At 64.9% G+C, this 25,084-nt stretch carries 22 protein-coding genes; 10 read left to right on the top strand and 12 right to left on the bottom strand.

The genetic code is table 11. The features are described 5' to 3' along the window. Positions 1-8: 8 nt before the first annotated feature. The 4 genes from ccmB to ACXZ1M_RS16845 are packed head-to-tail and all read right to left on the bottom strand — an operon-like array spanning position 9 to position 4,531. A complete protein-coding gene (ccmB, locus tag ACXZ1M_RS16860; RefSeq protein ID WP_459048819.1) occupies positions 9-665 on the bottom strand; it encodes a heme exporter protein CcmB in 657 nt (218 codons plus the stop codon). Beyond that, on the bottom strand, positions 659-1,363 hold the full coding sequence (gene ccmA / locus ACXZ1M_RS16855; protein WP_459048818.1) for a cytochrome c biogenesis heme-transporting ATPase CcmA: 705 nt from the start codon (positions 1,361-1,363) through the stop codon (positions 659-661). The genes ccmB and ccmA overlap by 7 nt, the downstream gene beginning before the upstream one ends. Positions 1,364-1,378: 15 nt before the next feature. Then, positions 1,379-3,016, bottom strand: coding sequence for a M28 family metallopeptidase (locus ACXZ1M_RS16850; RefSeq protein WP_459054030.1), 1,638 nt, complete (start codon positions 3,014-3,016; stop codon positions 1,379-1,381). A 51-nt stretch (positions 3,017-3,067) separates the two neighbouring features. Further along, positions 3,068-4,531 carry an amidohydrolase family protein gene (locus tag ACXZ1M_RS16845; protein WP_459048817.1) on the bottom strand — a complete coding sequence of 488 codons (1,464 nt, stop codon included), beginning with the start codon at positions 4,529-4,531 and terminating at the stop codon, positions 3,068-3,070. A 120-nt stretch (positions 4,532-4,651) separates the two neighbouring features. On the opposite strand from ACXZ1M_RS16845, the gene ACXZ1M_RS16840 reads away from it, so the two are divergent. The 3 genes from ACXZ1M_RS16840 to ACXZ1M_RS16830 all read left to right on the top strand — a co-directional run bounded on the left by ACXZ1M_RS16840 (position 4,652) and on the right by ACXZ1M_RS16830 (position 7,196). Next, the gene (locus ACXZ1M_RS16840; protein ID WP_459048816.1) at positions 4,652-5,605 is read left to right on the top strand and encodes a DUF2167 domain-containing protein; all 954 of its coding nucleotides are present in this window, start codon (positions 4,652-4,654) and stop codon (positions 5,603-5,605) included. A gap of 3 nt (positions 5,606-5,608) precedes the next feature. Further along, a complete protein-coding gene (locus ACXZ1M_RS16835) occupies positions 5,609-6,322 on the top strand; it encodes a site-2 protease family protein (RefSeq protein WP_459048815.1) in 714 nt (237 codons plus the stop codon). A gap of 61 nt (positions 6,323-6,383) precedes the next feature. Beyond that, positions 6,384-7,196, top strand: coding sequence for a DNA-formamidopyrimidine glycosylase family protein (locus tag ACXZ1M_RS16830; protein WP_459048814.1), 813 nt, complete (start codon positions 6,384-6,386; stop codon positions 7,194-7,196). Here the strand turns inward: ACXZ1M_RS16830 and ACXZ1M_RS16825 are convergent. The 3 genes from ACXZ1M_RS16825 to ACXZ1M_RS16815 all read right to left on the bottom strand — a co-directional run bounded on the left by ACXZ1M_RS16825 (position 7,138) and on the right by ACXZ1M_RS16815 (position 11,529). After that, positions 7,138-8,559, bottom strand: a complete 1,422-nt coding sequence (locus ACXZ1M_RS16825; RefSeq protein ID WP_459048813.1) for a GntP family permease — start codon at positions 8,557-8,559, stop codon at positions 7,138-7,140. The two genes, ACXZ1M_RS16830 and ACXZ1M_RS16825, sit on opposite strands and share 59 nt — an antisense overlap. Before the next feature lie 125 nt (positions 8,560-8,684). Then, a complete protein-coding gene (locus ACXZ1M_RS16820; protein WP_459048812.1) occupies positions 8,685-10,589 on the bottom strand; it encodes a hypothetical protein in 1,905 nt (634 codons plus the stop codon). Continuing rightward, the gene (locus tag ACXZ1M_RS16815) at positions 10,582-11,529 is read right to left on the bottom strand and encodes a glycosyltransferase (RefSeq protein ID WP_459048811.1); all 948 of its coding nucleotides are present in this window, start codon (positions 11,527-11,529) and stop codon (positions 10,582-10,584) included. Before ACXZ1M_RS16815 ends, ACXZ1M_RS16820 begins: the two co-directional genes overlap by 8 nt. A 91-nt stretch (positions 11,530-11,620) precedes the next feature. Between ACXZ1M_RS16815 and ACXZ1M_RS16810 the strand changes: the two genes are divergently transcribed. The 4 genes from ACXZ1M_RS16810 to ACXZ1M_RS16795 are packed head-to-tail and all read left to right on the top strand — an operon-like array spanning position 11,621 to position 14,040. Beyond that, positions 11,621-12,769, top strand: coding sequence for a TIGR04552 family protein (locus ACXZ1M_RS16810; protein ID WP_459048810.1), 1,149 nt, complete (start codon positions 11,621-11,623; stop codon positions 12,767-12,769). A gap of 43 nt (positions 12,770-12,812) precedes the next feature. After that, the gene (locus ACXZ1M_RS16805) at positions 12,813-13,133 is read left to right on the top strand and encodes a hypothetical protein (RefSeq protein ID WP_459048809.1); all 321 of its coding nucleotides are present in this window, start codon (positions 12,813-12,815) and stop codon (positions 13,131-13,133) included. After that, positions 13,052-13,588 (top strand): hypothetical protein, encoded by a 537-nt coding sequence (locus ACXZ1M_RS16800; RefSeq protein WP_459048808.1) that lies wholly within the window; start codon positions 13,052-13,054, stop codon positions 13,586-13,588. The genes ACXZ1M_RS16805 and ACXZ1M_RS16800 overlap by 82 nt, the downstream gene beginning before the upstream one ends. 29 nt (positions 13,589-13,617) lie before the next feature. Further along, entirely contained in the window at positions 13,618-14,040 is a 423-nt protein-coding gene (locus ACXZ1M_RS16795) for a hypothetical protein (RefSeq protein WP_459048807.1), read from the top strand. Between the two features lie 53 nt (positions 14,041-14,093). Here the strand turns inward: ACXZ1M_RS16795 and ACXZ1M_RS16790 are convergent, their stop codons facing one another. From ACXZ1M_RS16790 to ACXZ1M_RS16775, 4 genes are all read right to left on the bottom strand, one after another. Then, the gene (locus ACXZ1M_RS16790) at positions 14,094-17,267 is read right to left on the bottom strand and encodes a S8 family serine peptidase (protein WP_459048806.1); all 3,174 of its coding nucleotides are present in this window, start codon (positions 17,265-17,267) and stop codon (positions 14,094-14,096) included. A gap of 16 nt (positions 17,268-17,283) precedes the next feature. Continuing rightward, positions 17,284-18,045, bottom strand: coding sequence for an NF038120 family PEP-CTERM protein (locus ACXZ1M_RS16785; RefSeq protein WP_459048805.1), 762 nt, complete (start codon positions 18,043-18,045; stop codon positions 17,284-17,286). Between the two features lie 444 nt (positions 18,046-18,489). Next, entirely contained in the window at positions 18,490-20,544 is a 2,055-nt protein-coding gene (locus tag ACXZ1M_RS16780; protein ID WP_459048804.1) for a S9 family peptidase, read from the bottom strand. 111 nt (positions 20,545-20,655) lie between these two features. Continuing rightward, on the bottom strand, positions 20,656-21,378 hold the full coding sequence (locus tag ACXZ1M_RS16775; protein WP_459048803.1) for a hypothetical protein: 723 nt from the start codon (positions 21,376-21,378) through the stop codon (positions 20,656-20,658). A gap of 92 nt (positions 21,379-21,470) precedes the next feature. On the opposite strand from ACXZ1M_RS16775, the gene ACXZ1M_RS16770 reads away from it, so the two are divergent. The 3 genes from ACXZ1M_RS16770 (at position 21,471) to ACXZ1M_RS16760 (ending at position 23,811) form a co-directional block, all read left to right on the top strand. Further along, entirely contained in the window at positions 21,471-22,049 is a 579-nt protein-coding gene (locus tag ACXZ1M_RS16770) for a TetR/AcrR family transcriptional regulator (RefSeq protein WP_459048802.1), read from the top strand. A gap of 75 nt (positions 22,050-22,124) precedes the next feature. Further along, positions 22,125-22,829 carry an SDR family oxidoreductase gene (locus ACXZ1M_RS16765; protein ID WP_459048801.1) on the top strand — a complete coding sequence of 235 codons (705 nt, stop codon included), beginning with the start codon at positions 22,125-22,127 and terminating at the stop codon, positions 22,827-22,829. A 412-nt stretch (positions 22,830-23,241) separates the two neighbouring features. Continuing rightward, entirely contained in the window at positions 23,242-23,811 is a 570-nt protein-coding gene (locus ACXZ1M_RS16760) for a hypothetical protein (protein WP_459048800.1), read from the top strand. On the opposite strand, the gene ACXZ1M_RS16755 is transcribed toward ACXZ1M_RS16760, so the two are convergent. Beyond that, entirely contained in the window at positions 23,808-25,019 is a 1,212-nt protein-coding gene (locus ACXZ1M_RS16755) for a glutamate carboxypeptidase (protein ID WP_459048799.1), read from the bottom strand. The genes ACXZ1M_RS16760 and ACXZ1M_RS16755 overlap by 4 nt on opposite strands. Between the last annotated feature and the right edge of the window lie 65 nt (positions 25,020-25,084).

Below are 25,084 nucleotides of genomic sequence, written 5' to 3'. Positions count from 1 at the left end.
AACGTCCATCACTCCAGTGCAATGCGCAAAGCCGCCGCCGTGGCCCACGGCGCCAGCGCCACAGCGCCCGCCAGCAGGCCGCCCAGTAAATAGAGATGCGATTGTGGATCTGACGCCACAGCCGCACCGGCGCCGAAAATCAGTACGGGTACGTACAATGGCAAAACCAATAACGCAATCAGCACGCCGCCGCCGCGCAGGCCGAGCGTGAGCGCCGCGCCGATGGCGCCGATCAGGCTGAGGATGGGGGTGCCGAGCAGCAGGCTGGCCATCAATATGCCCATTTGCTCGGCGGGCAGGCCGAATTGCAGTGCGAGCAGCGGCGAAAGCAGGATCAGCGGCACGCCGGTGCTGAGCCAGTGCGCGAGGATTTTGCCGGCCACCAGTAGCGTGAGCGGTTCGGGCGATAGCAGCATTTGTTCGAGCGTGCCGTCGGCGTAGTCCTGCGCGAACAGGCGGCCCAGCGCCAGCATGGAGGCCAGCAAGGCGGCGATCCACAGCATGCCGGGGCCGATGGCGCGCAGCATGGCCGGCTCGGGGCCAAGGCCCAACGGCGCAAGTGCGGCGACGATCACGAAGAAGAATAGCGACGACAGCACGTCCGCGCGGTTGCGCAGCGCCAGCAGCAGGTCACGGCGCAGGATGCCAAGGAAGGCGATCAGCATGGAGGTGCTTTCGGCCCGGCGCCGGCCTGCGGCGACGCATCGGCGCGGTCAGCACCGGCGGGCGCGGTGGCGCGGTCCAGGTTTAGCTCCAGCGCCTGCGCGGGATGCAGTGGCAGGTCGGTGTGCGTGGTGTAGACCAGCATGCCGCCACGGGCGAAGTGCTGATCAAGCGCGCCACACAGGACGGCAACCGCATCCTGGTCCAGCGCATTGAAAGGTTCATCCAGAATCCAAAGTGGTGCGGCCTCGCCCTCGGCGCCGTGCAAGCGCGCCAGCGCCAGACGCTTGCGCTGCCCTTGCGACAGCGCGCGCGCCGGCAGTTGCGCCGCGCGGCCCAGTCCCAGCGCGGCCAGCGAACGCTCGGCATCTTCGCGATCCAGCAGCCGCCCGTTCAGGCGCGCGGCGTAGACCAGGTTTTCCCATGCCAGCAGTTCATCCTTCACCGCCGCCGCATGGCCCAGATAAATCATCCGGCTATGATATTCATCGCGGCAGGCGGCAATAGCACGTCCCTGCCAGCGCACCTCGCCCGACTCGGCTTGCGCCAGGCCGGCCAGGGTGCGCAGCAAGGTGGTCTTGCCGCTGCCGTTGGCGCCGCGCACGCGCAGCGCCTGTCCCGCCGCCAGCGACAACGACAAGCCCTTGAACAGGCGGCGTTCTCCGCGAACGCAGCATAGATCGTGGGCCTGTAACGTCATCGCGCGGCAGCAACCCTACTTGCGCTTGGCAGCGCTGGCGTCACGCGCCGCGCGGAACTCGGCGTCCTTGGACCAGTTAGGCCAAGCCTTCGAGTCGGCCAGGTCGCGGCCCAGCGAATACAACATGCCCAGGTCGTGCGACATGCCGGCAAAGCTCCAGTCGGCGCTCCACTCGTCGGACGGTTGATGGTAGTTGTTGGTGGTGTAGGCCTCCTCCGCCTTGCGGCCGGCTGCCTCGCCACCTTCGACCAGATCGTTACCCGAGCCATACGAGATGGCCGGCACGCCGCGCTTGGCGAACGGGAAGTGGTCCGAGCGGAAGAAGTGGCCCGCTTCCGGCAGCGGATCCGGCGTGTAGGCCAGGTTGTACTGCTTGGCCTTGGCGATCAGCTGATCCAGCAGATCCAGCTTGGCGCTGCCCGAAATGGTGAAGTTGCGGGCGATGCCGGTCGCGCTCAGCGCATCCATGTTGATCACGCCAACGGTGGTCGCCAGCGGATACACAGGATTGGCCGAGTAGTACTCAGAACCGAGCAAGCCTTTTTCTTCAGCCGTCACCGCCAGGAACACCACGCTGCGCGCAGGCGCAGATGCCTTGCCATAAGCGCGCGCCAGTTCCAGCAGCGCGGCGATGCCGGTGCCGTTGTCGATCGCGCCGTTGTAGATCTTGTCGCCCTTGGCATCCGGCAGGCCTACGCCCAGATGGTCCCAGTGACCGCTGTAGATCACGGTTTCATCAGGCTTCTTGGCGCCGACCACGCGTGCCACCACGTTTTTCGACGTGATCACCTGCGCATCGACTGCGTAGTTGGCCGACAGCGTCACACCCTTGAGCAGCGCCGGCTTGAAGTCGCGCGTCTGCGCCTGCTTCTTCAGCGCTTCGAAATCGAGGCCGCCGCGCTTGAACAGATCCACCGCCAGGTCGCGCTGAATCCAGGCTTCCATCGGCGCATGCGCCTCGGTCGGCTTCTTGCGCACGATGTCGTACATGACGTTGGTGTTGGAGTTCTTCACCGTCGCCCAGCCGTAGGAGGCCGGCGCGGTTTCGTGCACGATGATGGTGCCCAGCGCGCCGCGACGCGCCATCTCTTCATACTTATAGGTCCAGCGGCCGTAGTAGGTCATGGCCTTGCCGCCGAATTCACCGGCGCCGGTTTCGAAGTCCGGATCATTGATCAGCACCACGGCCAGCTTGCCCTTCAGGTCCTGGCCCTTGAAGTCGTCCCACTTGCGCTCCGGCGCGGTGACGCCGTAACCAACGAACACCAGCGGCGCGTTCTTGAAGTCGACCAGCTTGGAGCCGTTCATCGACGCGCGCACGGCCAAGTCATCGCCCTGCTTCAGTTCCTGCGTGGTCTTGCCGTCGTTGACGGTCAGCTTGACCGGACCTTTGATTTCAAAGCGCCCCAGCGGCACGTCCTGGGTCCAGGCGCGCTGGCCCTTGATCAGGTCACCGCCCGGCTGCAGGCCGGCGGCCTTGAACTGGGCGATCAGGTAGTCGACGGTTTTCACTTCGCCGGCAGTGTTCGGGCCACGGCCTTCGAATTCGTCGGACGACAGCACTTTCACATCCTGCGACAGACGTTTTGCGTCGAACTCAGGACCGTTTGCCGCCTGCGCGGCGACCGCCGAAAACGCCGCGATCAGCGACATTACAAGCATGGTTTTTTTCAAGCTACTCTCCCTTGGTTACATAAAAAACGGTCAGCGTATGCCGACCATGCCGCGAACGGACGCGTTCAGCTTGACCGGGTCGTAGCCGTAGCCGTCCTTGAACACGATTTCCACGTTTTCGACATCGGCGATGCGCCGTGTCGGATCACCCTTGAGCACCACCAGGTCGGCGTGCTTGCCGGGCGCGATGCTGCCGATGCTGTCCTGCCGGCCCAGGTACTGCGCGCCGTTCAGCGTGGCGATGCGGATCGCCTCCACCGGCGTGAAGCCCGCTTCCACCAGCAGCTGCACTTCGCGCTGGTCGCCGAAGCCGGGCAAGGTACCGCCGTTGCCGGTCGGGTCGGGACCGGCGATCAGCAGGCCGCCGGCGCGCACGAAGGCCAACTCGAAGGCCATCTCTTTTTTCAACAGCGCTTCCTGGCGCGCGGCGTAACCCGGCACGGCGGCCGTCAACGCGCGCGCTTCCAGATGGCTGCGCAGCGCCTCGGGCGACATCATCGCCATCTGCTTGCGCGACAACAGCGGGCGCGTTGGCACAAAGGCCTCGAACACCGGCAGCGTGGAGGTGATGGCGACTTTGCGCGCCACCAGTTCGGTGATCAACGAGCGCACTTCCGGGCTGTCGATCTCGCGCTTCTCCCACGAAGCGGCCACCGCCCCGCCGGCAGGACATTCGTCGGGCTTGCGGTCGGCGACGAAGCCGGTGTCGGTGAACACCGGGCCGTGTTCCAGGTTGTCGATGCCGAGTGCTGCGGCCTGGCGGTAATCGACCGCGCACAGGTGGCCGGTCACTTTCAGGCCGTGCTTGTGGGCCTGGTCGATGGCCGCGCCCAGCACCGCGCTGGAGATCTTCATGTAGGCCTTGAACGACGTCGCGCCCTCGCCGGCCCAGAAGTCGACGGTCTTGCGCGCGTGTTCGGTCTCGGTCAGCATCGCCATCTGCGGGAAGAAGCTGTCCGTGCCTTCGAGGTAAGGACCGGTGACGTCGATGTGCGGGCCGGGGATCTTGAAGTCGTCGATCTGGCGGCGGATATTCAGGTCGGTGTACGGCTCCACGCTGCCGGTGGTGCGCATGGTGGTGACGCCGGCCGCCAGATACATGCGCGGCGCGCTGAAGGCGATCTCGGTGACGAACACGCCGGGCGGCGGCGTCTTGCCGTCTTCGTCGCGGTTGATCGACTCCACGTACATCAGGTGGTTGTGCATGCCGACCAGGCCGGGGATGACGCTGCGGCCGGTCAGATCGATCACATGCGCGCCCTTGGGCGGCGCGCTGCGGGCGTCGGTGATGGCCTCGATGCGGCCATTGCGCAGCACGATGGTGCGGTCTTCCTGCGCCGCAGCGCCGGTGCCGTCGATCACACGCACGTGCGTGAGGGCGATCAGCGGCTGGTCGTACTGGATGAACTTGCGCACTTCGGCGGACGGCGTCTGCGCCATCGCGGCGGCGCTGAAAACCAGGGCCACACCGGCCAGCTTGCTCTGAAGTCGCATTCATCCCCCTTGTATTGACCGGACATACTGCCACGAATCAACCTTGCCGACAATGCCATAAGTAATTACCAAATGCGCAACTATTTCCTGTAGGATACTAACTTTATACAAGGAGAATGCATGCCCCGCTTTTTTGCCGCTCTGCTGAGCCTGATCCTGATCGCCGGTCTGCCGGCCACCGCCACTGCCGCAGCGACCGGCGCCGCCCCCAAGCTGAGCGCCGAGCAATTGCTGGCATCGCTAACTTTCCGCGACGGCAAAATCCAGCTGCCGGGCCAGATCGCCACGCTGGATCTTCCGTCCAACTTCCGCTACCTGGATCCGGCCGACACCGGCAAGCTGCTGAGCGAGGGCTGGGGCAATCCGCCGGGCGCCAAAACGCTGGGCATGATCGTGCCGGCCGACGTCAATCCACTCAGTTCTGCCGGCTGGGGCGTGGTGGTCACCTACGATAAGGATGGCCACGTCAAGGACGACGATGCCGACAAGATCAACTACACCGACCTGCTCAAGGACATGCAGGAAGGCATGGAAGAAAACAATAAGGCGCGCAAGGAACAAGGCTATGCGCCCATGACCCTGGTGGGCTGGGCCGAACAACCGAGCTACAACAAGGCCCAGCACAAGCTGTACTGGGCCAAGGAGCTGCGCAGCGAAGGAGACCAATACAATGGCTTGAACTACAACATCCGCGTGCTGGGCCGCGAAGGCGTGCTGGTGCTCAACGCGGTAGCCGGCATGGACCAGATCGCGCAGGTACGGCAAGAAATGAAGAACGTAACAGCGTTCACCGATTTCACGCCGGGCAACCGCTACACCGACTTCAACGCCAGCACCGACAAGGTGGCCGAGTACGGCCTGGCCGCGCTGGTGGCCGGCGGCGTCGCGGCCAAGCTGGGCTTCTTCGGCAAGATCTTTGCGCTGCTGCTGGCGTTCAAGAAAATCATCCTGATCGGCGTGGCCGCCGTGGGCAGCTGGGTCTACAAGCTGCTGGGCCGCAAGAAAGCCGAAAAAGCCGAGCAGGCCGAACAAGCCCAAGCGGCAAGCACGGTCGATCTGAGCAAGCCGGAGTAAGTCATGGGCAAGCTGATCATCTGGCTGCTGGCGGCGGGCAAAATGGGCAAGCTGCTGATGACCTGCGGCACCATGTTGCTATCGGTGATCGCCTACAGCTGGATCTACGGCTGGCGTTACGCGGCCGGCTTCGTGGCGCTGATCTTCGTCCACGAGATGGGTCACTACGCTGCCGCGCGCCAGCGCGGGCTGGACGTCGGAGCGCCGACATTCATTCCCTTTGTCGGCGCCTGGATCGAACTCAAGGAACTGCCGCACGATGTGGAGACCGAAGCCTACATCGGCTTTGCAGGGCCGCTGGCCGGCACGCTGGCGTCGGTGGCCTGTTACTTTGTCGCGCGCGATCACGACAGCAACCTGCTGCTGGCCCTGGCCTACGCCGGTTGCATGCTCAACCTCTTCAATCTGATTCCGATCTCGCCGCTGGACGGTGGCCGCATCACGGCCATCATCTCCCCCAAGGTTTGGCTGGCCGGCGTGCCGCTACTGGCGGCGCTGTTCTTCTACCATCCGAGTCCGATGTTGATTCTGGTGGCGGTACTGGCCTATCCACAACTGAAGGAAGCGATCTGGGGCAATCCGGCCAAGTCCGCCACCTACTATGAAGTGCCACGCGACACCCGCATCAACTACGGCGTGATGTACCTCGGCCTGGTGGCCTTCCTTGCCATGATGAGCTACAACATTCATGAGATGCTGGGCGGCTCGGTGAGCTAACGTACAGTCCGGCGCGCGGTGCGCAGCCACACTGTCAGCTCACCGTACGCGGAGGCTGATCATGCCGGAAGGTCCATCGATTGTTATTTTGCGCGAGCAGGCGGAGGGCTTCGCCGGCCGCACCATCGCGCGCGCCAGTGGCAATAGCAAGGGTATCGACTTCGCCGCGCTCGAAGGACAGCCTATCGTGGCGCTGCGCAGCTGGGGCAAGCATTTCCTGATCCAGTTGCCGACCTTGGCGCTGCGCATCCATTTGCTGATGTTCGGCAGTTACCGCATCAACGAACGCAAAGATGCCGAGCCGCGTCTGAGCCTGCAGTTCGACGACGGCGATGAATTCAATTTCTACACCTGCTCGATCAAACAGTTGCCGCCCGACCTGGACGACACCTACGACTGGCGCGGCGATGTGATGTCCGACCTGTGGGAGCCCAGGCTGGCGCTGAAGAAGCTGCGCGCCGCGCCGGACACGCTGGTGTGCGACGCCCTGCTCGATCAGGATATCTTTGCCGGTGTCGGCAACATCATCAAGAACGAGGTGCTGTTCCGCATCCGCGTCCATCCGCTATCGACGGTGGGCGCACTGCCGGCCGCCAAGCTGCGCGAGCTGGTGGCACAGGCGCGCGAGTACAGTTTCGATTTCCTCAAGTGGAAGAAGGCCTTCGTGCTCAAGCAGCACTGGCTGGCCCACACCAAACGCATCTGCCCGCGTTGCGACATTCCCTTCCACAAGGGACACCTGGGCAAGACGCGCCGGCGCAGCTTCTTCTGCACGCAGTGCCAGAAGCAGTACCCGCCGGCGCTGCAGCCCAAGGCTAAACCAGCCCGGTCAGGTAATAGACCGCAATCACCACGAACACAGCCAGCGTCTTGATGACGGTGATGCCGAAGATGTCGCGGTAGGACTGACGGTGCGTCAGGCCGGTGACGGCCAGCAAGGTGATCACCGCGCCGTTGTGCGGCAGCGTGTCCATGCCGCCGCTGGCCATGGCCACCACGCGGTGCATTACTTCAAGCGGAATCTGCGCCGCCTCGGCCGCCTTGATGAACTGGTCCGACATGGCCGCGAGCGCTATGCTCATGCCGCCCGAGGCCGAACCGGTGATTCCCGCCAGCGAGGTCACCGACACCGCCGCATTGACCAGCGGATCGGGCACGCTACGCAGGGCATGGCTGACCGACAGGAAGCCCGGCAGCGCCGCGATCACGCCACCGAAGCCATATTCGGACGCCGTGTTCATGGCCGCCAGCAGCGCGCCGCCCACCGCCGCCTTGGTACCGTCGGCGAACGTCAGGCGGATGCGGCCGAAGGCGGTCGCCACCGTCAGCAGGATGCCCAGCAGCAGCGCGCCTTCCACTGCCCAGATGCCGATCACCGACTTTATCGGCAGGCTGACCGGCGCGTGCAGGCCGGGCAAGGCGTCGGCCGTGAGCGCGTAGGTGTCGCCGTACCAGCCGGGAATCATTTTGGTCAGTGCGAAGTTGGCCACGCCGACCAGCAACAGCGGCGCCACCGACAGCAGCGGATGCGGCAGCTTGCCGCGCGTGGCTGCGGCATCGTCGCCGGCGGCTTTGGCGGCGTCCTTGCCGGCGTCGGCACCGTAGCCTTCACCGGTGGCCATAGCCGTACGACGGCGCCACTCAAGGAAGGCCAGCCCGGCCGCCAGCGTGACGATGGAGCCGATCACGCCCAGCCACGGCGCGGCCCAGCCGGTGGTCTTGAAGAAGGTGGTCGGGATGATGTTCTGGATCTGCGGCGTGCCCGGCAGGGTATCCATGGTGAACGAGAACGCGCCCAGCGCGATGGCGCCCGGCATCAGGCGCTTGGGGATGTTGCTTTGCCGGTAGAGCTCGGCGGCGAACGGATACACGGCGAACACCACCACGAACAGCGACACACCGCCGTAGGTGAGCAAGGCGCACACCAGCACGATCACGGCGTTGGCGCGCGAGCGGCCGATGTATTTGATGGCCGCCACCACGATCGATTCGGAAAAGCCGGACAGTTCGATCAGTTTGCCGAACACGGCGCCCAGCAGGAATACCGGGAAGTAGAGCTTGATGAAGCCGACCATCTTGTCCATGAAGATGCCGCTGAACACCGGCGCCACGGCGCCAGGGTCGGTCAGTAGTACCGCACCCAGCGCGGCGATGGGGGCGAACAGGATGACGCTGTAGCCGCGATACGCGGCAAGCATCAAAAATACCAGCGCTGCAAGGACGATCAGGAAGGACATGCCGTCTCCGGGGACAAGTTGATTTGTCTCCATTGTAGAGCTTGTCGCCTGCCGATGCTGCTCAGTAGCGGGAGCGGAGTCGCGCAGGTGGCCGCATGGCGGATGGGCAAAGCAGCCAGTCTGTGCTAGGGCTGGCGCGTCACCGGGCACCATAGGAAAGGACGCGGCTCGGCGCCCACTGCCGCGCGGTGCGTGCCGCAGGCGGCGACGTCCAGTTGCAGGCCGTATTCCTGCAGACGCTGTGCGGCCGCCGCGATGGTGGCGCGGTCCTGCGCGGCCAGGTCGACGCGGTGTTGCGGCAGCAGGTCGAAGGTGCAGCCGCCCGTCGGCAGGCGACGCAACTCCACTTGCAGGCGCACGCGCACGCGCTGCATCAGGCTGTCCAGCTTGTCGCAGCCGGCCGCGTCGCCGGTCAGGCCCAGCCACTGCGCCACCGCCAGCTTGCGCAGGCGCGTGCCGTCGCGGTCGTTGCGGGCGGCGCTCAGCAGCAGGTAGTGTGGGCCGGAGCGTTCGGCGATGGCCGCCAGTTGGCGCGCGCGCCAAGCAGGCGCTTCCGGCATGCCGGTGCCTAGCGCGATCACGCGCACTTCCGGCGGCAGGAAAGTGGCCATCCAGCCCGACGGCGGATCGGGCTGGGCGAAGAAGACGATGCTGTCGGCCGGCTTGGCGATCGGCGGCAGTTCGGCGCTGAAGGACTGGTCGGCCCATGCCGCGTGGCCCCAGTTGGCCATCGGGAACACGCCGAGGGCCAGCGCGGCCAGCACCAGGACGGCCAGACGCTGCGCCTGCGGTGCGATGTAGCGCCATGCCAGCCAGATCGCCAGCGGCGCCAGCAACTCCAGCGGCACCAGGTAGCGGTAGATGCTGAACATGCGCATCCATACCAGATAGGCCAGCGCCACGAACAGCAGGAGGAAGCCGCTGCGCGGCGCCAGCGTTGGCGTTGGCGTTGGCGTCAGATTGGCGCTTCGTCGGCGCAGCAGCCACACCGCCGCCACCGCCAGCAACGCCAGATACAGGAGCGGCCACACGGCCAGTTTGAGCGGAATCTCCGACACGCGGCGCGTGTTGAACATGAAGATAAACGGCCACAGCAGGTTTTCCAACACGCCCTGCGGACGGAAGAAAACGTCGATCACGCCCTGCTCCGGCGCCAGCGGGCTGCGGAAGATGTTGTTGAATTGCGGAAACACCGGGTTGCCGAAGGTCTGCCACATCTTGAGGAACCACCAGCCGCCGCTGACAGCCATGCCGCCCAGCACACCGATGCCGAACAGCAGCGACAACCGCAGACGCTGCCACCATGGCAGCGGCACGCTCAGCAAGGTCGCGCACAGCGCCACCGCATACAGCGCATTGGTCAGCTTGAGTCCCGCGCCCAGCCCCATCGCCACGCCTGCCGCCAGCAGCACCCGCAGGGCCGGCAGCAGCGACAAAGCCGGCGACGTCGGCGCGCTCCGTTGCGCCAACGTGTCCCATCCGCGCAGCACCAGATACAGCGAGGCCAGCACCGGCAGCGCGCTCAGGTTGTCGCCCATGGTGTTGCCCAGCTCGCTGAGGAAGCCCGGCGCGCACAGGCCGGCGGCAGCCAGCAACACCACCACCCGACGCGGCGCGGCAACGCCCAACAGCTGGCGCGCAATACCGTACAGCAGCACGAACGCCAGGCCGTGCAACGCGCCCAGCACGAAACCGACCGCGCGCGGCGGCAGCCACTGGTTCAGGTAGTAATACGGCAAATCCAGCGTCGGATTGAAATAGCTCTGGAAGCCGGCCGGCGACAGGTCGAATCCGATGCGGCCATTCAGCAGCGCGTGGACGTTGTACAGGTGATAGTTGCGCATGTCCCAGCCGTCGTCCTGGCCGCTGGCCAAAGACAGCAAGCCCAGCAGCGCCGGCACCAGCAGCATGGCCCACCAGCCGGCGTGCGGATGGTTGAGAAAAGCGGTACGGCGCGCCAGCCATGCGCAGGGCGCCGCCAGACGTGCGTCGAGGCGGGCCAGCAGGCCGACGGCAAGGCGATCACTCATCGGCAGATGCGCCCGGTCCGGGCTGGGCCAGGTAGGCAAATCGCTTCTGCTCGGTGCGGCCCTTGGTGACCGCGTCCAGCACGATGCCGCACACCAGCAGGATCACGCCCAACAGCATCAGCGCTGCGCACAGCGTGGCGGTCGGCAGGCGCGGCACCAGGCCGGTATCGAGATAGGTCTGCACGATGGGCTCGGCCAAGGCCAGCGACAGCAGCGCGCTCAACGCCGCGAAGATCGAATAAAACGCCAGCGGCCGCTCGGACTTGAACAGGCGCAGGATGGTGCCGAGGATGCGGAAACCATCGCGATAGGTATTGAGCTTGCTGACCGAACCTTCCGGACGCGCCTTGTACACGGTCGGCACTTCGGCCACCGGCATGCGCAGCGCCAGCGCGTGCACCGTCAGCTCGGTCTCGATCTCGAAACCGGCCGAGTGCGCCGCGAACGACTTGACGTAGCGGCGCGAGAACACGCGGTAGCCGGACAGGATGTCGGTAAAAGTACGCCCGAAAATCGACGACACGAAACCGGTCAGCATGGCGTTGCCGAAACGGTGGCCGGGACGATAAGCCGCCTGCTCGGTGCTGATGCGGTTGCCGACCACCATGTCCAGCCCCTCTTCCACCAGCCGCGCCACCAGCTGCGACGCCACGCTGGCGTCATAGGTATCGTCGCCGTCGACCATCACATAGGCATCGGCCTCGATGTCGGCGAACATGCGCCGCACCACGCTGCCCTTGCCCTGCGCCGGTACGTGTCGCACGATGGCGCCGGCCTCGCGCGCAATCAGCACGGTGTCGTCGGTCGAGTTATTGTCGAACACATAGACTTGCGCCTGCGGCAAATACGTCTGGAAATCGCGCACGATGGCGGCGATCGTCAGCGCCTCGTTGTAACAAGGCACCAGAATGGCGATGCGCGTGGTGCGGGGTAGGGTCATGATGCGAATAAGAGGGGTGGTGGCGGGCAAAGGCGCTATTATAGTTCCAACCGACAAGCAATTATTAGAAAAGTAATGCGGTGGAGGAGACATGACGGAACTGCACGCTTCGCTCAAAAGCGAAGGCAAGTTGTCGCTCAACTGGAGCTATCTCAACGCGATCGCCAATGGTATCTCGGCGATCGACCTGGGGGCGCTGGCCTTGCGCAACCTGCACGATGCGCGCCAGTTTGTGCGCGAGTATGGCTTTGACCTCGACCAGCCGGCCGCTGCCGCGCTGATCCGTCGCGCCCATGCGGAAGCGGTGGCCTTCATCCGCTGCTCCTTTCTGACGCCGGAGCAGGCAGCACTGATCCCCGCCGAAGTGGCCGAACCGGACGACCCGCTGCAACTGCTGGTGTTCGCCTCCCTGCGCGGCCAGCACGTGGACGCGCGGCGCATGTGGTCGTGCGCGGTGCTGAAGGTGATGCACGGGATCTTCTACATCGACAACAACCTCAAGCTGCGCCACTTCCACGCCATCCGCGCCCAGGTGTTCGGCACACTGGACGAAGTGATCCGCCACGACGGCGATCAACATTTCCTCACCGACGGCGAAGTCTGTCTGCCGCTGCTGCACTACGACCGCAAGGACAACAAGGGCCGCAACAGCATCCTGCTCAAGCTGCTGCAAAAAGCCGCCTACCTGGCGGCCGACATCTTCGACCACCTGGGCGTGCGGCTGGTATTCGCCACCCGCTGCGAATGCCTGCTCGCGCTGCGCACGCTGCAGCGCGCGCACTTGCTGTCGGTCACCAACGTCGACGCCGAACGCACCCGCAACACCCTGCTGGATCTGGACGCGGCCAAGCAGGTGTTCTGCAAGTACCGCGCGCAGCTGGAGCACAGCAAGGACTATCCGCTCGACTTGCTGCGCGCCATGGATGCCGAGCTGGCCGAGATCGCGCAGCCGCAAACGCGTTGCGACAATCCGCACAGCGGCGTCGGCTTCAACAGCATCCAGGTGACGGTGCGCAAGATGATCCACGTACAGCAACTCGACGCCGCGCCCGAACTGGACTACGACGTCGGCTTCTTTTTCGAGTACGAAATCCAGCTGATGGACGAAGCCAGCTACCAGCGCAGCCTGAGCGGCCCGGCCAGCCACGATGCCTACAAGAAGCGCCAGATCGACACCGCCCGCACCCGCGTCTTCGGGCGCGACCTGGTGCGCTGGATCGAGGCCCAGCCCGCCGCCTGAACGGTGCGCCGCCGGCGGCAGGCTTGCCTTACCATCGGCAACCATGCGCATCCCGACTCTCCTGATGGTGGCAACGCTGCTGGCCGCAAGTTGCGCGGCAGCCCAGAACGCACCCAGCGTCACGGTAAAGGCCACGCGCGATCCGGTCGACAAATCCTACCGCAAGATGATCGCCGGCATGGAGATCTTTGAGCGCCACCGCGCGCTGGCGCCGCAAGCCACCTTGCGCTTCCAGCTGCTGCCGCGCCTGCCCGATACGCAGCTCGACGGCATCACCTGCGCGTGGCCGGCGACACCGTCTCGCTGCCGGTGCCGGTGGCGCCCGATCACACCTTCACGCTGGAACGCAACCAGCAGGCGTTGAAGGAAGACGCGGCCCTGATCGCCAGCCGCAAGACCACCACCCTGACTTGGCGGGCCCAGGTCCGCAGTCCCAATGTGCCGGAAGGCAAACGCCGCCTGGGCGACCTGCGGCTCGAATGCCTGGTCGGCGTCGAGGCCGGATTGCTGTCGAATAATGCACAGCTGTTCGCCTGGCTCGGCGAGCTGTTTACCAGCCCGGAGCGCGTGTGCAATGCGCCCGATGGCAACTACCTGTTCTTTGCCGAGCGTCCGTTGTTGGGCGTGACCCTGTACGACGGCAACCGCAGCGCCAACCTGCCGCCGACGATGCTCCATGCGGGCGGCACGCAGACGCCGGCCACGCTGCCGTATTGCGACTGCCAGGTGTTGCTCGACCGCAGCTATTACGCGCCGATCTGGGACCGCAGCTGGTCCAACGACACCCTGCTGGAATTTGAATCGCCGTCCTTCTTGTAATTGTCCTCACCTTGGATCATCATCAAACCATGAACAACCTATCCCACTCCCTGCGCCTGGCCGCCGCCAGCCTGCTGATCCTCACCGCCTGCGCCGGCGCGCGCCCGCCTGCGCCGACCTCGGAAACGGCCGGCCTGTGGCAAAAAATCCAGGCCGCCAACACCAACCTCGCCTGCGACGACAACAGCCAATGCCACAGCATCGGCGTCGGCTCCAAGGCCTGCGGCGGACCGGAGAACTACCTCGCCTGGTCCAGCAAGAACAGCGACGGCGCGCAGTTGAAGGCGCTGGTGGAACAACATTCCGCCGCCCGCCGCGCCGAGGACAAACGGCTCGGCATGATGTCGACCTGCTCCATCGTCAGCGATCCAGGCGCCAGCTGCCGCGCCGGCACTTGCACCCTCAATCCACGCTCGCCCTTCGGTTCCGGCGGCCAGCCCAACGCCCAATAAAAAAACCCCGCGTCAACCTGCACGCGGGGTTTTTGTTGCTGACGCTATCGCGATCAGAATGCCAGCGCTTCCTTCGCGCGGGAGTTCTGGAACAGCGGCAGCGGATCGGTGGTGTCGACATCGATCACGGTGGTGCCTTGCTTGACGCCGCTCAGCAGGTAATTCACCGCGCCGACGTAACGCTTGCCAACCGCCAGGCCAGACCAGCTGAAGCCCACGCTGGCGGTGCCGCCAACCGTCGCCGAGCTTGGTGCGGAAACCTTGAAGTTGCCGCCCGTCGAGCTCGAATTCACCAGCCAGCTCGACAGCGCATAGCTCGCCGAACCGCCGCGTGGCGCATAGCCGATCACGCACACCTTGTACTCGCCGGCAGCCGGATTGACCAGTTGCGCCGATTCGTTGGCCGTGTCGCCACCGCTGCTGGCCACCACGGTCGTGCCCTTGATGACCACCAGATCGAGGTCGCTCAGGCCCGCAGTCGCACCCTGCACTTCGTCGTCATACAGCGCGAAGCGCGCGGTCAGCGTGCCGCTTGGGATGGTCACGCTGTGCAGATTGACGCCGGCCGCACCACCGGCCGCGCACTGCGCATTGGCGGTCGACAGGCTGCTGCCCTGCACCACGGTGCGGGTTTCCTTGGTGGCTGGAACCAGGCCGCCCTTCACCGTGCTCATGGCGCCGGCAAAGCCGGTGCCCACGGTGATGACCTTGGCGCCGCTGGTCGCTTCGCTGTACACGCTCGATGCGGCCGCCAACGCGCTGCCGCGCACGGTCAGCGGACTACGTACCACGTGGGTGCCGTCGCTCCAGGTCAGCTTGCCGTACACCCAGGTATCGATCGGCGCGTCGGTACGCGTGACCTTGACCGTGAAGGTGCCCTTGGCGCCCGATGCCAGCACCAGCTGCGACGGCGAAACCACCACCGAGTAGCCAGGCACGGCGGCTACGGCGTTGTAGGTCGCCGCAGTGTCGCCGACGTTGGTCACGGTGCGGGTCATGGTCAGCGAACCGAGCACATTGCCTGCGGTCAGCGAAGCCAGGTTCAGGTTCTGCGCGGCCAGCGAGCCACCGAAGCCGGCGCACTGCGCGGTCGTGTAGATCAGGCCCTGGCCGCACAGGAAGCGTGCGTAGTCCACCGGGGCGATGTCGTACACCAGGCCGGGATCGGCGGCGGTGCTCGGCGCGACGTGGCCGGCGCCCTGTGCCCATGGCAGCGTGCCGGTGTTCTTGGCGGTCGCGTCCCACGCCACGCCGCTGGCCAGGCCGTCGGTGTAGGTGTCGTAGGCGGTGGTCATCAGCGCCGACTTGATGGCGGCCGGGGTCCAGTCCGGGTGACGCTGCTTGAGCAGCGCCGCCACGCCCGCCACGTGCGGCGAAGCCATCGAGGTGCCGGTGTAGAACGCCCAGTCGGTCACCGGCGCCACGCCGCCTGCCGCCACGGCGTTGCGCTGGTCCTTGGTCAGGCCGGCGGTCACGGCGGCCAGGATGTCGGTGCCGGGTGCGGTCAGGTCGGGTTTCAGGATGTTGGCGCTGGCCACGTTCGGGCCGCGCGACGACGAACCGTTCATGATCGGCGCCCGCACGCTGGTGTCGACGGTGGCGCGCAGATTGGCCAGTGCGCCCTTGGCCGACGCATCGGCCAGCACGTAGTCCTTGACGATCTTGCCGTTTTCCTTGGTGATGTGGATGGTCGAGATGGTGTGCGCCTGGGTCAGCGTGGTGGTCGCGCCGCCTTCCACGTTGGCGATGATCACGCCCACCGCGCCGGCGGTCGCACCGTTGGCGCTCTTGTTGACCAGCACGTTGTTGCCGCGATCGCAGACCAGCACCTTGCCGGCCACCTTGGCCGGATCGAGCAGTTGGCCCACGGGTACGGCGACGGTGGAGTCGGCGGGGCCGAAGCACTGCGCCAGCTGGGCCGGATTGGCGCCCGGCAGGCCGGCGTTGGACGACAGGATCAGCGGCGCCGACGGCGTGTTGGCGTTGCTCGACACACCGGTCACGCTGGCGCCGTTGGCCAGCAGGGCGTCGGCCAGGTACAGACGGTTGTGGGTCGAGTTGCCGACGGTGGTCAGCCATGGGCTGATATGGGCTACGGGCGCCGGCGCCGCTGCGGTCGGGCCGGAGTTGCCTGCCGATGCCGCCACGAACACGCCGGCCGCCGCCGCGCCGAGGAAGGCTTGCTCGGTCGCTTCGTTGAACTGGCCGCCGCCGCTGCTCGGGCCGATCGAGAAGTTGATGACGTTGACGCCATCCTTGACCGCCTGGTCGATCGCCGCCACGCTATTGGCGGTGGCGCAGCCATTCTTGGCGGTCACGCCGTCGGTCCAGCACACCTTGTACGCGGCGATGCGGGCGCGCGGCGCCACGCCGGCGGTGCGGCCCAGGTTCAGGCCGCCCGTCAGCACCGCCGTGTTGGCGTTGCCGCCGGCGGTGCTCGAGGTGTGGCTGCCGTGGCCGCCGGAGCCTTCAGTGCCGGCCACCGAGTCGCGTGCCGAGTTGAACTCGGTCCAGTGCAGGGTCTGCGATGGCTGCTTGTAGAAGCGCGCGCCGATCAGCTTGTTGTTGCAGTTGGCCACGCTGAAACCTTCGCCGCTGTCGCAGCCGCCCTTCCAGTTGGCCGGCGGCGCGCCGTAGGCCAGGGTCGAGCCGCTGTGGCTCGGGTTGCCGCTGTCGTCCACGCGATCGGCGTAGCTGGCATTTTCCGGCCAGATGCCGCCGTCGACGATGCCGATCACGATGTCTTCGCCGGAGGAACCCTTGCCGCCGAGCTGCTCCCACAGGCCGCCGGCCTTGTCCAGGCCGATGAACGAATTCACGTAGCTGTCGTCGAGCTGCATGATGGAGTCGGCGGTCACCGCCGCCACGCCGCTGTTTTTCTTCAGCGCACGCACTTCATCGTCGGTCAGCAGGGCGGCGAAGCCGTTGAACACCACGTCGTACTTGTGGGTCACTTCGGCGTTGGCGACGGTGCTGATGACGTCATTTTTTTTGCCGTCCAGGTAGCTGATGTAGGCCTGCACGTCGGCGGCGTCCACATTCAGGCGCTGGCCCTGCTGCGGCATGGTGGCGGCCAAGCCGCTGACCTGGCCGGTGTAGGTGGCGGCCGGCTTGTCGACCAACTGCACGATATAGGAACGGCGCTCCGCTTCAGCGTGGGCAGTGGCGCTCATGGCCGCCAGCATCAGCAGCACGGCGGTGGAGACAGGACGAAGTTTGAGTTTCATGGTGTGGTCTCCCCGCTTAAACGTTGTGGTTTTTCTTGGCGCGACGACGCGCTACCAGGCTCATCACCGCCAGCCCCATGCCCATCATGGCGTAGGTGGTCGGCTCCGGCACCGGCGCCAGGGTCAGGTTGTCGAACGCAAACTGGGCCTGGTTGCCATAGGGGTTGAGGCAATCGTTGCCGTCGAAGATGCAGGAGCTGATGGTGACGTTGCTGAACAGGGCGTTGCCGAACTTGCCGTGCAGGTCGGCCGTGATAAATGGCGAAGCGCCGCCATCCAACTCAGGGAAATCGAAGGCGTAGCTGACCGTGCCGCCGCCGGCCTTGGTGGCGCTGACCGTCAATTGGCCATAGGAATAGCTGGGCAGATTGTCCAGCGGCGCCAGGAACGCGAAGTCCACGCTGCCCAGGCGGAAGGCCTTGCTGTCGCCGCGCGAAATTTTCACGCTGCCGTCGTTCACGCCGAGGTAGTAGAAGCTGCCATTGCCGGTCGGGCAGGCGGCGATCTGGCACAGGAAAGGATCGCTGCCGTTGCCGATGGCGCCGGCAAAGCCGGTGCCATCCGGACCCGAGGCCGGGGTGTCGATGATCTGGAAGTGATAGGCGCCGGCGTCGAAGGTTTCGAGGCCGTTGTAGATGTTCGGGTCCAGGGAGTCAAAGTCGATGGTATCGGCCATGGCGGGCGCGGCGCCCATCAGTGCCAGGGCGCCAACGGCGGCGGCAACCATTTTTTTCAGGCCCGGCGTAGACGGTGCCTGGAATTGCATGAAGTCGTTCATTTCTCTGCCTTGTGGTTAAGGGATGGAGCCATGGCCCGCCCGGTCGATCCGCCTGACTGGACCCTGATTACTTTTCTTAAAAAGTAACAATCAATATAGCTAAACCCCGTGACCAAAGTAACGAAATGGTAACGTTTATTATTAATTTATGTTTTCAAAAACCAAATTTAATCTTGCTTGCGCTATGACAGCCATGTCATGACGCGGTCACCCAAATGGGTTAAAAACCCCTCATTTTCGTTGTAATTGTGCAAAAATTTCTTCAGATAAGCGTAAAAAAGGCCAGCGCGAAAGGCTGGCCTAATGTGGTACGACAACTTTCCGATTAAAATATTGTCATTACTTTCTTGACAGCAACGAAACGTTCGCCATCCTTTTTATTGCCATAAAGGAATGTTGCGTTCCCTTCGGAAATTTTTTGAATTTAACAATTGTCGCTTCCAATTACTTCTTGATGTAGGTATCGAGCCAGTCGATCACCGTGTGATGCCACAACACCGAGTTGGCCGGCTTCAGCACCCAGTGGTTCTCATCCGGGAAGAACAGGAACTTGCTCGGAATGCCCTGGCGCTGCAGCGCGGTGAAGGTGCCCAGGCCCTGCGCGGTCGGAATGCGGTAATCGAGGTCGCCCTGCACCACCAGCATCGGCGTCTTCCAATTCTTCACCTTCAGTGCCGGATTGAACTTCTCATGCTGTTCCGGCACGTCGTAGTAAGGACCGCCGTTTTCCCATTCCGTGAACCAGATTTCTTCGGTCGAGTAAGCCATGCCGCGCGTGTCGAACACACCGTCGTGATTGACGATGCACTTGAAACCGTCGGACCAGTTACCCTGGATCCAGTTCATCATGAAACCGCCGTAGGAGGCGCCCAGCGCGCAGCTGTTCTCGCGGTCCAGCCACGGGAATTTCTGCACTGCGGCCGCCAGGCCTTTTTGCAGATCTTCCAGCGGCTTGCCGCCCCAGTCGCCGCTGATGGCGTCGGTGAACTTCTGGCCGTAGCCGGTCGAACCGTGGAAGTCGATGAACACGGTCGCATAGCCGGCGCCCGCGTACACCTGCGGATTCCAGCGATAGCTCCACGAGTTGCCGAAGCTGCCCTGCGGGCCGCCGTGCACCAGGAAGGCCACCGGATATTTCTGGCCCGGCTGCGCGTTCCATGGCTTCATCACGTGGCCGTACACCGTCTCGCCGTTGGCGCCGGCAAACGAGAACTGCTCGTACTCGCCGAACTTGACGTCGGCCAGCGCGGCCTCGTTCAGGCGGGTCAGCTGCTCGGCCTTCTCACCGGAAGTGCCCAGCTTGAACTTGTACAGCTGCGCGCCCGAGGCCAGGTTGGCTTGCGCCATCACCACGGTGTCCTTGACGACGTCGAAGGCGCTGACATAACCCTTGCCGCTCAGCGCGCTCACCTTGCCGCTGGCGGCGTCGATGGCGAACAGGCGGTGCTGGCCGATATCGTCCGCGGTGGCCAGGATGGTCTTGCTGTCCGGGGTCCAGCGGAAGTCCGCGATGGAGCGGTCCCAGCTGTCGGCCACGGTGCGCTGCTTGCCGCTGGCGACGTCGATCAACACCAGGTGGAAGCGGTCGGCCTCGAAGGTCGGCTTGTCCATCGCCACGTAGGCCAAGGTCTTGCCGTCCGGCGAATAGATGGCCTTGGTGTCCCAGGCCTTGTTGTCGGCGGTCAGGTTCTTCGGCTCGCCGCCGCTGGCCGCCACGGTGTAGATGTCGAAGTTGGTCGACCACGCTTCGGTGCGGCCGGCGATGCGGGCCGAGAAGGCCACGGTCTTGCCGTCCGGGCTGAAGTGATACTCGTCGTGGTCGCCGAACGGCTTGGACGGCACGTCGCCATCGAGCTTGCCGCTCAGGCTGACCGGCTGCGCGCTGACCTTGCCGCTGGCGTCGATCGGCGCCGAGTACAGCACGTTGTTGCGGCCGTCGGCCCAGGTATCCCAGTGGCGCACGAACAGCTTGTCGTAGACCTTGCCGCTGGCCTTGTTCTTGGCCTGCTCGTCGAGGCGCTGCTTGCTGCACGCCAGGTCGGCGCAATCGCGGTAGACGGCCATGCTGAACAGCAAGCGGTCGCCCTGCGGCGACAGGCGGAAGTTGTCAACGTCGAGCGGCAGGTCGGTGACCTTGACGGCCTCGCCGCCACTCAGCGGCAGGCGCCACACCTGCGACGAACCGGAGCGGCCCGACAGGAAATAGATGGCGTCGCCGTTCGGCGACCATTCCGGATCGGTGGCGCTGGCGGCGGCCTGGGTCAGTCGCAGCGGCGCCGCTTTCGGATTGCGCAGGTCCAGCAAGCAGAGTTGGGTGTTGCCACGGTTCTTGTCCATGTCGGTGGCGCGCACGGTGTACACCACGCGGCTGGCGTCCGGCGACAGCGCCGGGCTGCCGACGCGCTCCATCTTCACCATGTCTTCAACGGTAAAGCCGCGCGGCGCGGCCATCGCGCTGGACGCCATCGCGGCGCCCAGCAGCAGCAGGGGGAATCTCATTCGGGGATCTCCGATGTTATAAGAAAGTTACCGGCTGGTGGCCGGGCATCGGACATGATACCAAGAGAGACGGGCGCGGCGGAAGTTGTTACGTTGCTGTTACTTACGGACCTATTTGGCCGAGCGCACCTGGCGGATCGCCTCCCAATAGCCATCGATCTGCGCCTGGTGCTTCTGATAGAAGGCCTTGTTGACGATCAAATACATGGGCGTGACGACCAGCGGCGTCGGCAGCATCTCGATCTCGCCCTTGTACTTGCGGCTGATGATCTGCTCGCCCTCGCCCTGCTGCGTGACGACCGCCGCCACCCGGTTCTGCGCCAGCATGGAAAACGCCTGCTCGGGGCTGGACGCGCTGTCGTCGATCACCACGTTGAGCTGGCGCAGCAGCGCCACATGCAGCAGGCCGGGCTGGGTGCCCACCGGCTGCCGGCCCAGGTTGATGAACTGCTTGCCGTCCCACTCCACCGTGCCGCCGCGCCGGCGCGACACGGAAAAATTCAGCTCGCCGACGGCGCGGCCGGCATCGGCCTGCGAATCCTTCATCGGAAACGCGCTATACGAGGTGCGGTCCTCGATGAACGCCGCCAGCATCGCATGGACCTGGCCGGTGCGCACCTGCTCCATGCACTGGAAGCGCGGCGCCACCACGGTCTGGATCTGCACCGGCGCCAGGTGCGAGGCGCGGCGCAGCACTTCCTGCGCCTGGCCGGAGCCGTCGGGATTGGTCATCGGCGGAAAAGGATGGTCGAAGACGCACATCTTCAACTCCAGCGGCGCGGCCAGCACCGATAGCGGAACACACAGCAGCAGCGACAGCAGAATCCGGCGCACGGCGGCCTCCTTTCATTGTTGACAACGCTGAGTTTATCGCGCCGCACAAAAAAGTTCTTGACTTAATTAAGACGACCGGTCATATTACAGTCATGGGCAAAGCAAACGTCAAAGAGCAGATCGTCACCACCAGCTTGCAGCTACTGCACAGCAAGGGCTTCAACGCCACCAGCGTGCAGGATATTACCGACGCAGCGGGAGTGCCGAAAGGCTCGTTCTACAACCACTTCACCAGCAAGGAAGCGCTGGGGCTGGAGGTCGTGCAGCGCTACATCGACAGCGTGGGCCAGTTGACGGCCGTGCTGAAGGACCGCTCCCTGGCGCCGCTGCAACGCCTGCAACAATATTTTGCCCGCATGATCGACGGCAACGCCGCCAATGAATTCAACCATGGCTGCCTGCTGGGCAATTTCAGCACCGAACTATCGAACCAGATCCCGGCCGTGCGCAGCGCCATGCGCGACGCATTCGGCGGCTCGACCGGCGTGCTGGCGGCGGTGATCGCCGAAGGCCAGCAGGACGGCAGCATCCATGCCGGCGCGCCGGCCGAGGAACTGGCCGGCTTCGTCAACGACGCCTGGCAAGGCGCCGTGCTGCGCGCCAAGGCCGAGCAAAGCCGTGAACCGCTGGACCGTTTCACCCGTATCGTATTGGGCCGCGTCCTGGCCTGATTTTTTTTCGGCCGTTTTTAAGACGACCGGTCATATTGCAGTCAAATTAACAACACCAACCTGAAAGGAAACATCATGAACTTCAAAGACTCCGTCGTCCTCGTTACCGGCGCCAACCGTGGCTTGGGCAAAGCCCTGGCGCAGGCCGCCATCGCCGCCGGCGCGCGCAAAGTCTACGCCGCCGCCCGCAACCCGGACACGGTGGACATCGCCGGCGTTACGTCGATCAAGCTGGATGTGACCAACGCGGCCGACATCGCCGCGGCGGTGCAAGCGATCCCTGACCTGACGATCCTGGTCAACAACGCCGGCATCTCCACCGGCGCCGGCGTCACCACGCCCGATGCGCTGACGGCCGCGCGCGCCGAGCTGGAAACCAACTTCTTCGCACCGCTGGCGTTGAGCCACGCCTTCGCCCCGGTCCTGGGCCGCAACGGCGGCGGCGCCATCATCAACGTGCTGTCGGCGCTGACCTGGATCAGCCTGCCGAGCACCGGCACCTACAGCGCCTCCAAAGCGGCGGCCTGGGCGCTGACCAACGGCCTGCGCGGCGAACTGCGCGCGCAAAACACGCACGTGCTGGGCGCGCACATGGGCTACATGGACACCGACATGACGGCCGGCATCGACGCGCCGAAATCGGCGCCGGCCGACATCGCCGCCGCGATCGTGAACGCGCTGCAAGCGAACGAAGACGAAGTGCTGACCGACGCCATCTCGCAGCAAGTCAAAGCCGGCTTCTCCGCCCCGCGCGCCGCCTACCTCGGCGAACCACGCTAGCAAGCTCAAGATTCGGGGTCAGTTCCGACAATCGGACACGAGCCCAACCGTAGCGCCTGCTACGGTTGGGCTCGTGTCCGATTGTCGGAACTGACCCCGAAGCGGGAAGCGATAGAGATAATTGTGGGCGCATGCAATAAATCGCGTATTTTCAGGCGCCGAAAAAAGGCATAATCGTTGACTCAGCCAAGTGAAAAAGCGCACGTTGCAGCCGGCTTGACGTGCGCACAAGTCATTTTCCCCGCCGGTAATGCTCCGTTTTGTATTGCCTCACAACTAGTTGTGAACAATTGTAACCGGGCGTTGTATGAGCCCGCCGCGCACGCTAAGGTAGAAGTCTTACCTCGGGGCGTGCGGGCTCCTCTGCGATGACCTCCGCGCAGCCGAAGTCTCACGGAATACGGGAAACGCTATGCTTACTGCCACCTACGTCTTGTTGACGCTGTCTATCGAACAAAAAAAGGAACGCCATTTTATTTCGCGTCTGCTGCAATACGTGCAGTCGATCGCGCGCCGTCCACAGGAAATCGATCCTGTGTTCATCGAGTCCCAACTCAAGGAGTTGACCAGCTTTGCCGAAGCGCGCCACCAACGCAAGGTCGAGGCCTGCCTGATGCCTGCCGTGCGCGCCGCCGCACCCAATTGCACGCCGCTCATGAACGACCTCGAATCGCTGAGCAAGCATGGTAGCGCCATGCTCAAGGCCGTCTACCGCTGCCTGCATCGCGCCATGCGCCGCAGCGCGTCACAGGGACGCTTCCTGTGCAAGACGGTCGACCTGTATTGCAACAACCTGCTCAAGCGCCTCGACAAGGAAGAACAGGAATTGCTGCCGCTGGCGCAGCGCGTCATTTCCAGCGAGGAGTGGTTCGAGATCGGCAGCAAGTTCCTGGCGCAGGACGACGACGATGCGGCGTCGCGCCCGGAACTGCGTCCGAGCCGCGCTTATCCGCACCAAAGCCACGGCCACGTTTCCGCCTAGCGCGAGGCGCCGGCCTCCTGCAACATGCGGCTCAGCAGGTAGAGGCGCGGCAGCACCGAGTCGAGCGTGATGTACTCGTCGTTGCCGTGCACGCCATCGCCGCCCAGCCCGAACGACTCCAGCACGATGGCCTTGCCGGAACGGCTGGCGTAACCGGCGTCCGTGCCGCCGCCCGAGCCCGGATACAGCGCCAGCTCGCGTCCGATCTCGGCGTAGATGCCCTGCGCCTTCGCCGCCCACATGCGCCCCGCTTCCGTCGCCAGATACGCCGGCCGCCCCGCCTTCAACTCGACCGTGGTGAAGGTGTCCGGCACCAGCGGCGTCGCCACTTTCTCGCGCAAGGCCTGTTGCAGGCGCTGCACGCCGTCGGGCGCGCTCAGGCGCACATCGCCGAGCGCGGTGGCGCTGGCCGGAATCTGGTTGGTCACCATGCCGACGTTGGCGCGCGTCCAGTTCAGCTGCGTGCCCGGCACCTCGATGTCCTTGGTCTGCAGCAGCTGGTGCGACAGCTCGATCAGCGCATTGCGGCCAGCCTTGGCCGCCACCCCGGCGTGCGAGGCGCGGCCCTGCACCGTCATGGTGGCGGTGGCGATGCCGCTGGCGCTGAGCAGGATGCCGTCCAGTTGCGCGCCGTGCGGCTCGCATGACAACACGAAGTCGTGCTCGCCGGCCTGCGCGGCGATCCAGTCGCCGGAAGCGCGCGAGCCGATCTCCTCGTCCGAATTGAACACCACCGTCAGCTGTGCGTAATCGCGCCAGCCGGCGGTGCGCAGCACGGCCAGCGTATGCAGGATCAAGGCGATGCCGCTCTTGTCGTCGGCGATGCCGGGACCATACACGCGGTTGCCGTCCACGCGGTAGGGCTGGCTCGCCAGGATGCCGGGCTGGTACACCGTGTCCATGTGCGCCATCAGCATCAGCTTGCGGACGCCCGTGCCCTTGAAGCGCGCGGTGACGATGCCGTCCTTGCGCTCGAGCGCCGCGCCCAGCTCCTTCAGGCGGCGCTCGGTGTAGTCGCCCATGCGCGCCAGGCCGGCGATGTCGCTGCTGCCCGATTCGATCAGCACCAGCTCCTTGAGCGTGGCCAGCAGCGGCGCTTCGTGGCGGCGCGCGGCTTCCAGCAACGCCTCGTCGGCAGCGGCGGCACACACACCGGAGTTGGCGGCCAGTGCCGCACCCAGCATCATCGCGTGTAGTAATTTTTTCATTGTTCCCCTTATTAAATGCGCCACAATGGTGCGGGAATTCGCCGCATTTGACCACTGTTGTTTTG

The sequence above is a fragment of the Duganella paludis genome, assembly GCF_054461335.1.
This window is presented reverse-complemented; position numbering and strand designations above follow the sequence as displayed.

What these genes read in the sequence shown, in the direction of transcription:
- ccmB (WP_459048819.1), bottom strand. Translation starts at nt 665, where the DNA reads ATGCTGATCGCCTTCCTTGGCATCCTGCGCCGTGACCTGCTGCTGGCG.
- ccmA (WP_459048818.1), bottom strand. Translation starts at nt 1,363, where the DNA reads ATGACGTTACAGGCCCACGATCTATGCTGCGTTCGCGGAGAACGCCGC.
- ACXZ1M_RS16850 (WP_459054030.1), bottom strand. Translation starts at nt 3,016, where the DNA reads ATGTCGCTGATCGCGGCGTTTTCGGCGGTCGCCGCGCAGGCGGCAAAC.
- ACXZ1M_RS16845 (WP_459048817.1), bottom strand. Translation starts at nt 4,531, where the DNA reads ATGCGACTTCAGAGCAAGCTGGCCGGTGTGGCCCTGGTTTTCAGCGCC.
- ACXZ1M_RS16840 (WP_459048816.1), top strand. Translation starts at nt 4,652, where the DNA reads ATGCCCCGCTTTTTTGCCGCTCTGCTGAGCCTGATCCTGATCGCCGGT.
- ACXZ1M_RS16835 (WP_459048815.1), top strand. Translation starts at nt 5,609, where the DNA reads ATGGGCAAGCTGATCATCTGGCTGCTGGCGGCGGGCAAAATGGGCAAG.
- ACXZ1M_RS16830 (WP_459048814.1), top strand. Translation starts at nt 6,384, where the DNA reads ATGCCGGAAGGTCCATCGATTGTTATTTTGCGCGAGCAGGCGGAGGGC.
- ACXZ1M_RS16825 (WP_459048813.1), bottom strand. Translation starts at nt 8,559, where the DNA reads ATGTCCTTCCTGATCGTCCTTGCAGCGCTGGTATTTTTGATGCTTGCC.
- ACXZ1M_RS16820 (WP_459048812.1), bottom strand. Translation starts at nt 10,589, where the DNA reads ATGAGTGATCGCCTTGCCGTCGGCCTGCTGGCCCGCCTCGACGCACGT.
- ACXZ1M_RS16815 (WP_459048811.1), bottom strand. Translation starts at nt 11,529, where the DNA reads ATGACCCTACCCCGCACCACGCGCATCGCCATTCTGGTGCCTTGTTAC.
- ACXZ1M_RS16810 (WP_459048810.1), top strand. Translation starts at nt 11,621, where the DNA reads ATGACGGAACTGCACGCTTCGCTCAAAAGCGAAGGCAAGTTGTCGCTC.
- ACXZ1M_RS16805 (WP_459048809.1), top strand. Translation starts at nt 12,813, where the DNA reads ATGCGCATCCCGACTCTCCTGATGGTGGCAACGCTGCTGGCCGCAAGT.
- ACXZ1M_RS16795 (WP_459048807.1), top strand. Translation starts at nt 13,618, where the DNA reads ATGAACAACCTATCCCACTCCCTGCGCCTGGCCGCCGCCAGCCTGCTG.
- ACXZ1M_RS16790 (WP_459048806.1), bottom strand. Translation starts at nt 17,267, where the DNA reads ATGAAACTCAAACTTCGTCCTGTCTCCACCGCCGTGCTGCTGATGCTG.
- ACXZ1M_RS16785 (WP_459048805.1), bottom strand. Translation starts at nt 18,045, where the DNA reads ATGAACGACTTCATGCAATTCCAGGCACCGTCTACGCCGGGCCTGAAA.
- ACXZ1M_RS16780 (WP_459048804.1), bottom strand. Translation starts at nt 20,544, where the DNA reads ATGAGATTCCCCCTGCTGCTGCTGGGCGCCGCGATGGCGTCCAGCGCG.
- ACXZ1M_RS16770 (WP_459048802.1), top strand. Translation starts at nt 21,471, where the DNA reads ATGGGCAAAGCAAACGTCAAAGAGCAGATCGTCACCACCAGCTTGCAG.
- ACXZ1M_RS16765 (WP_459048801.1), top strand. Translation starts at nt 22,125, where the DNA reads ATGAACTTCAAAGACTCCGTCGTCCTCGTTACCGGCGCCAACCGTGGC.
- ACXZ1M_RS16760 (WP_459048800.1), top strand. Translation starts at nt 23,242, where the DNA reads ATGCTTACTGCCACCTACGTCTTGTTGACGCTGTCTATCGAACAAAAA.
- ACXZ1M_RS16755 (WP_459048799.1), bottom strand. Translation starts at nt 25,019, where the DNA reads ATGAAAAAATTACTACACGCGATGATGCTGGGTGCGGCACTGGCCGCC.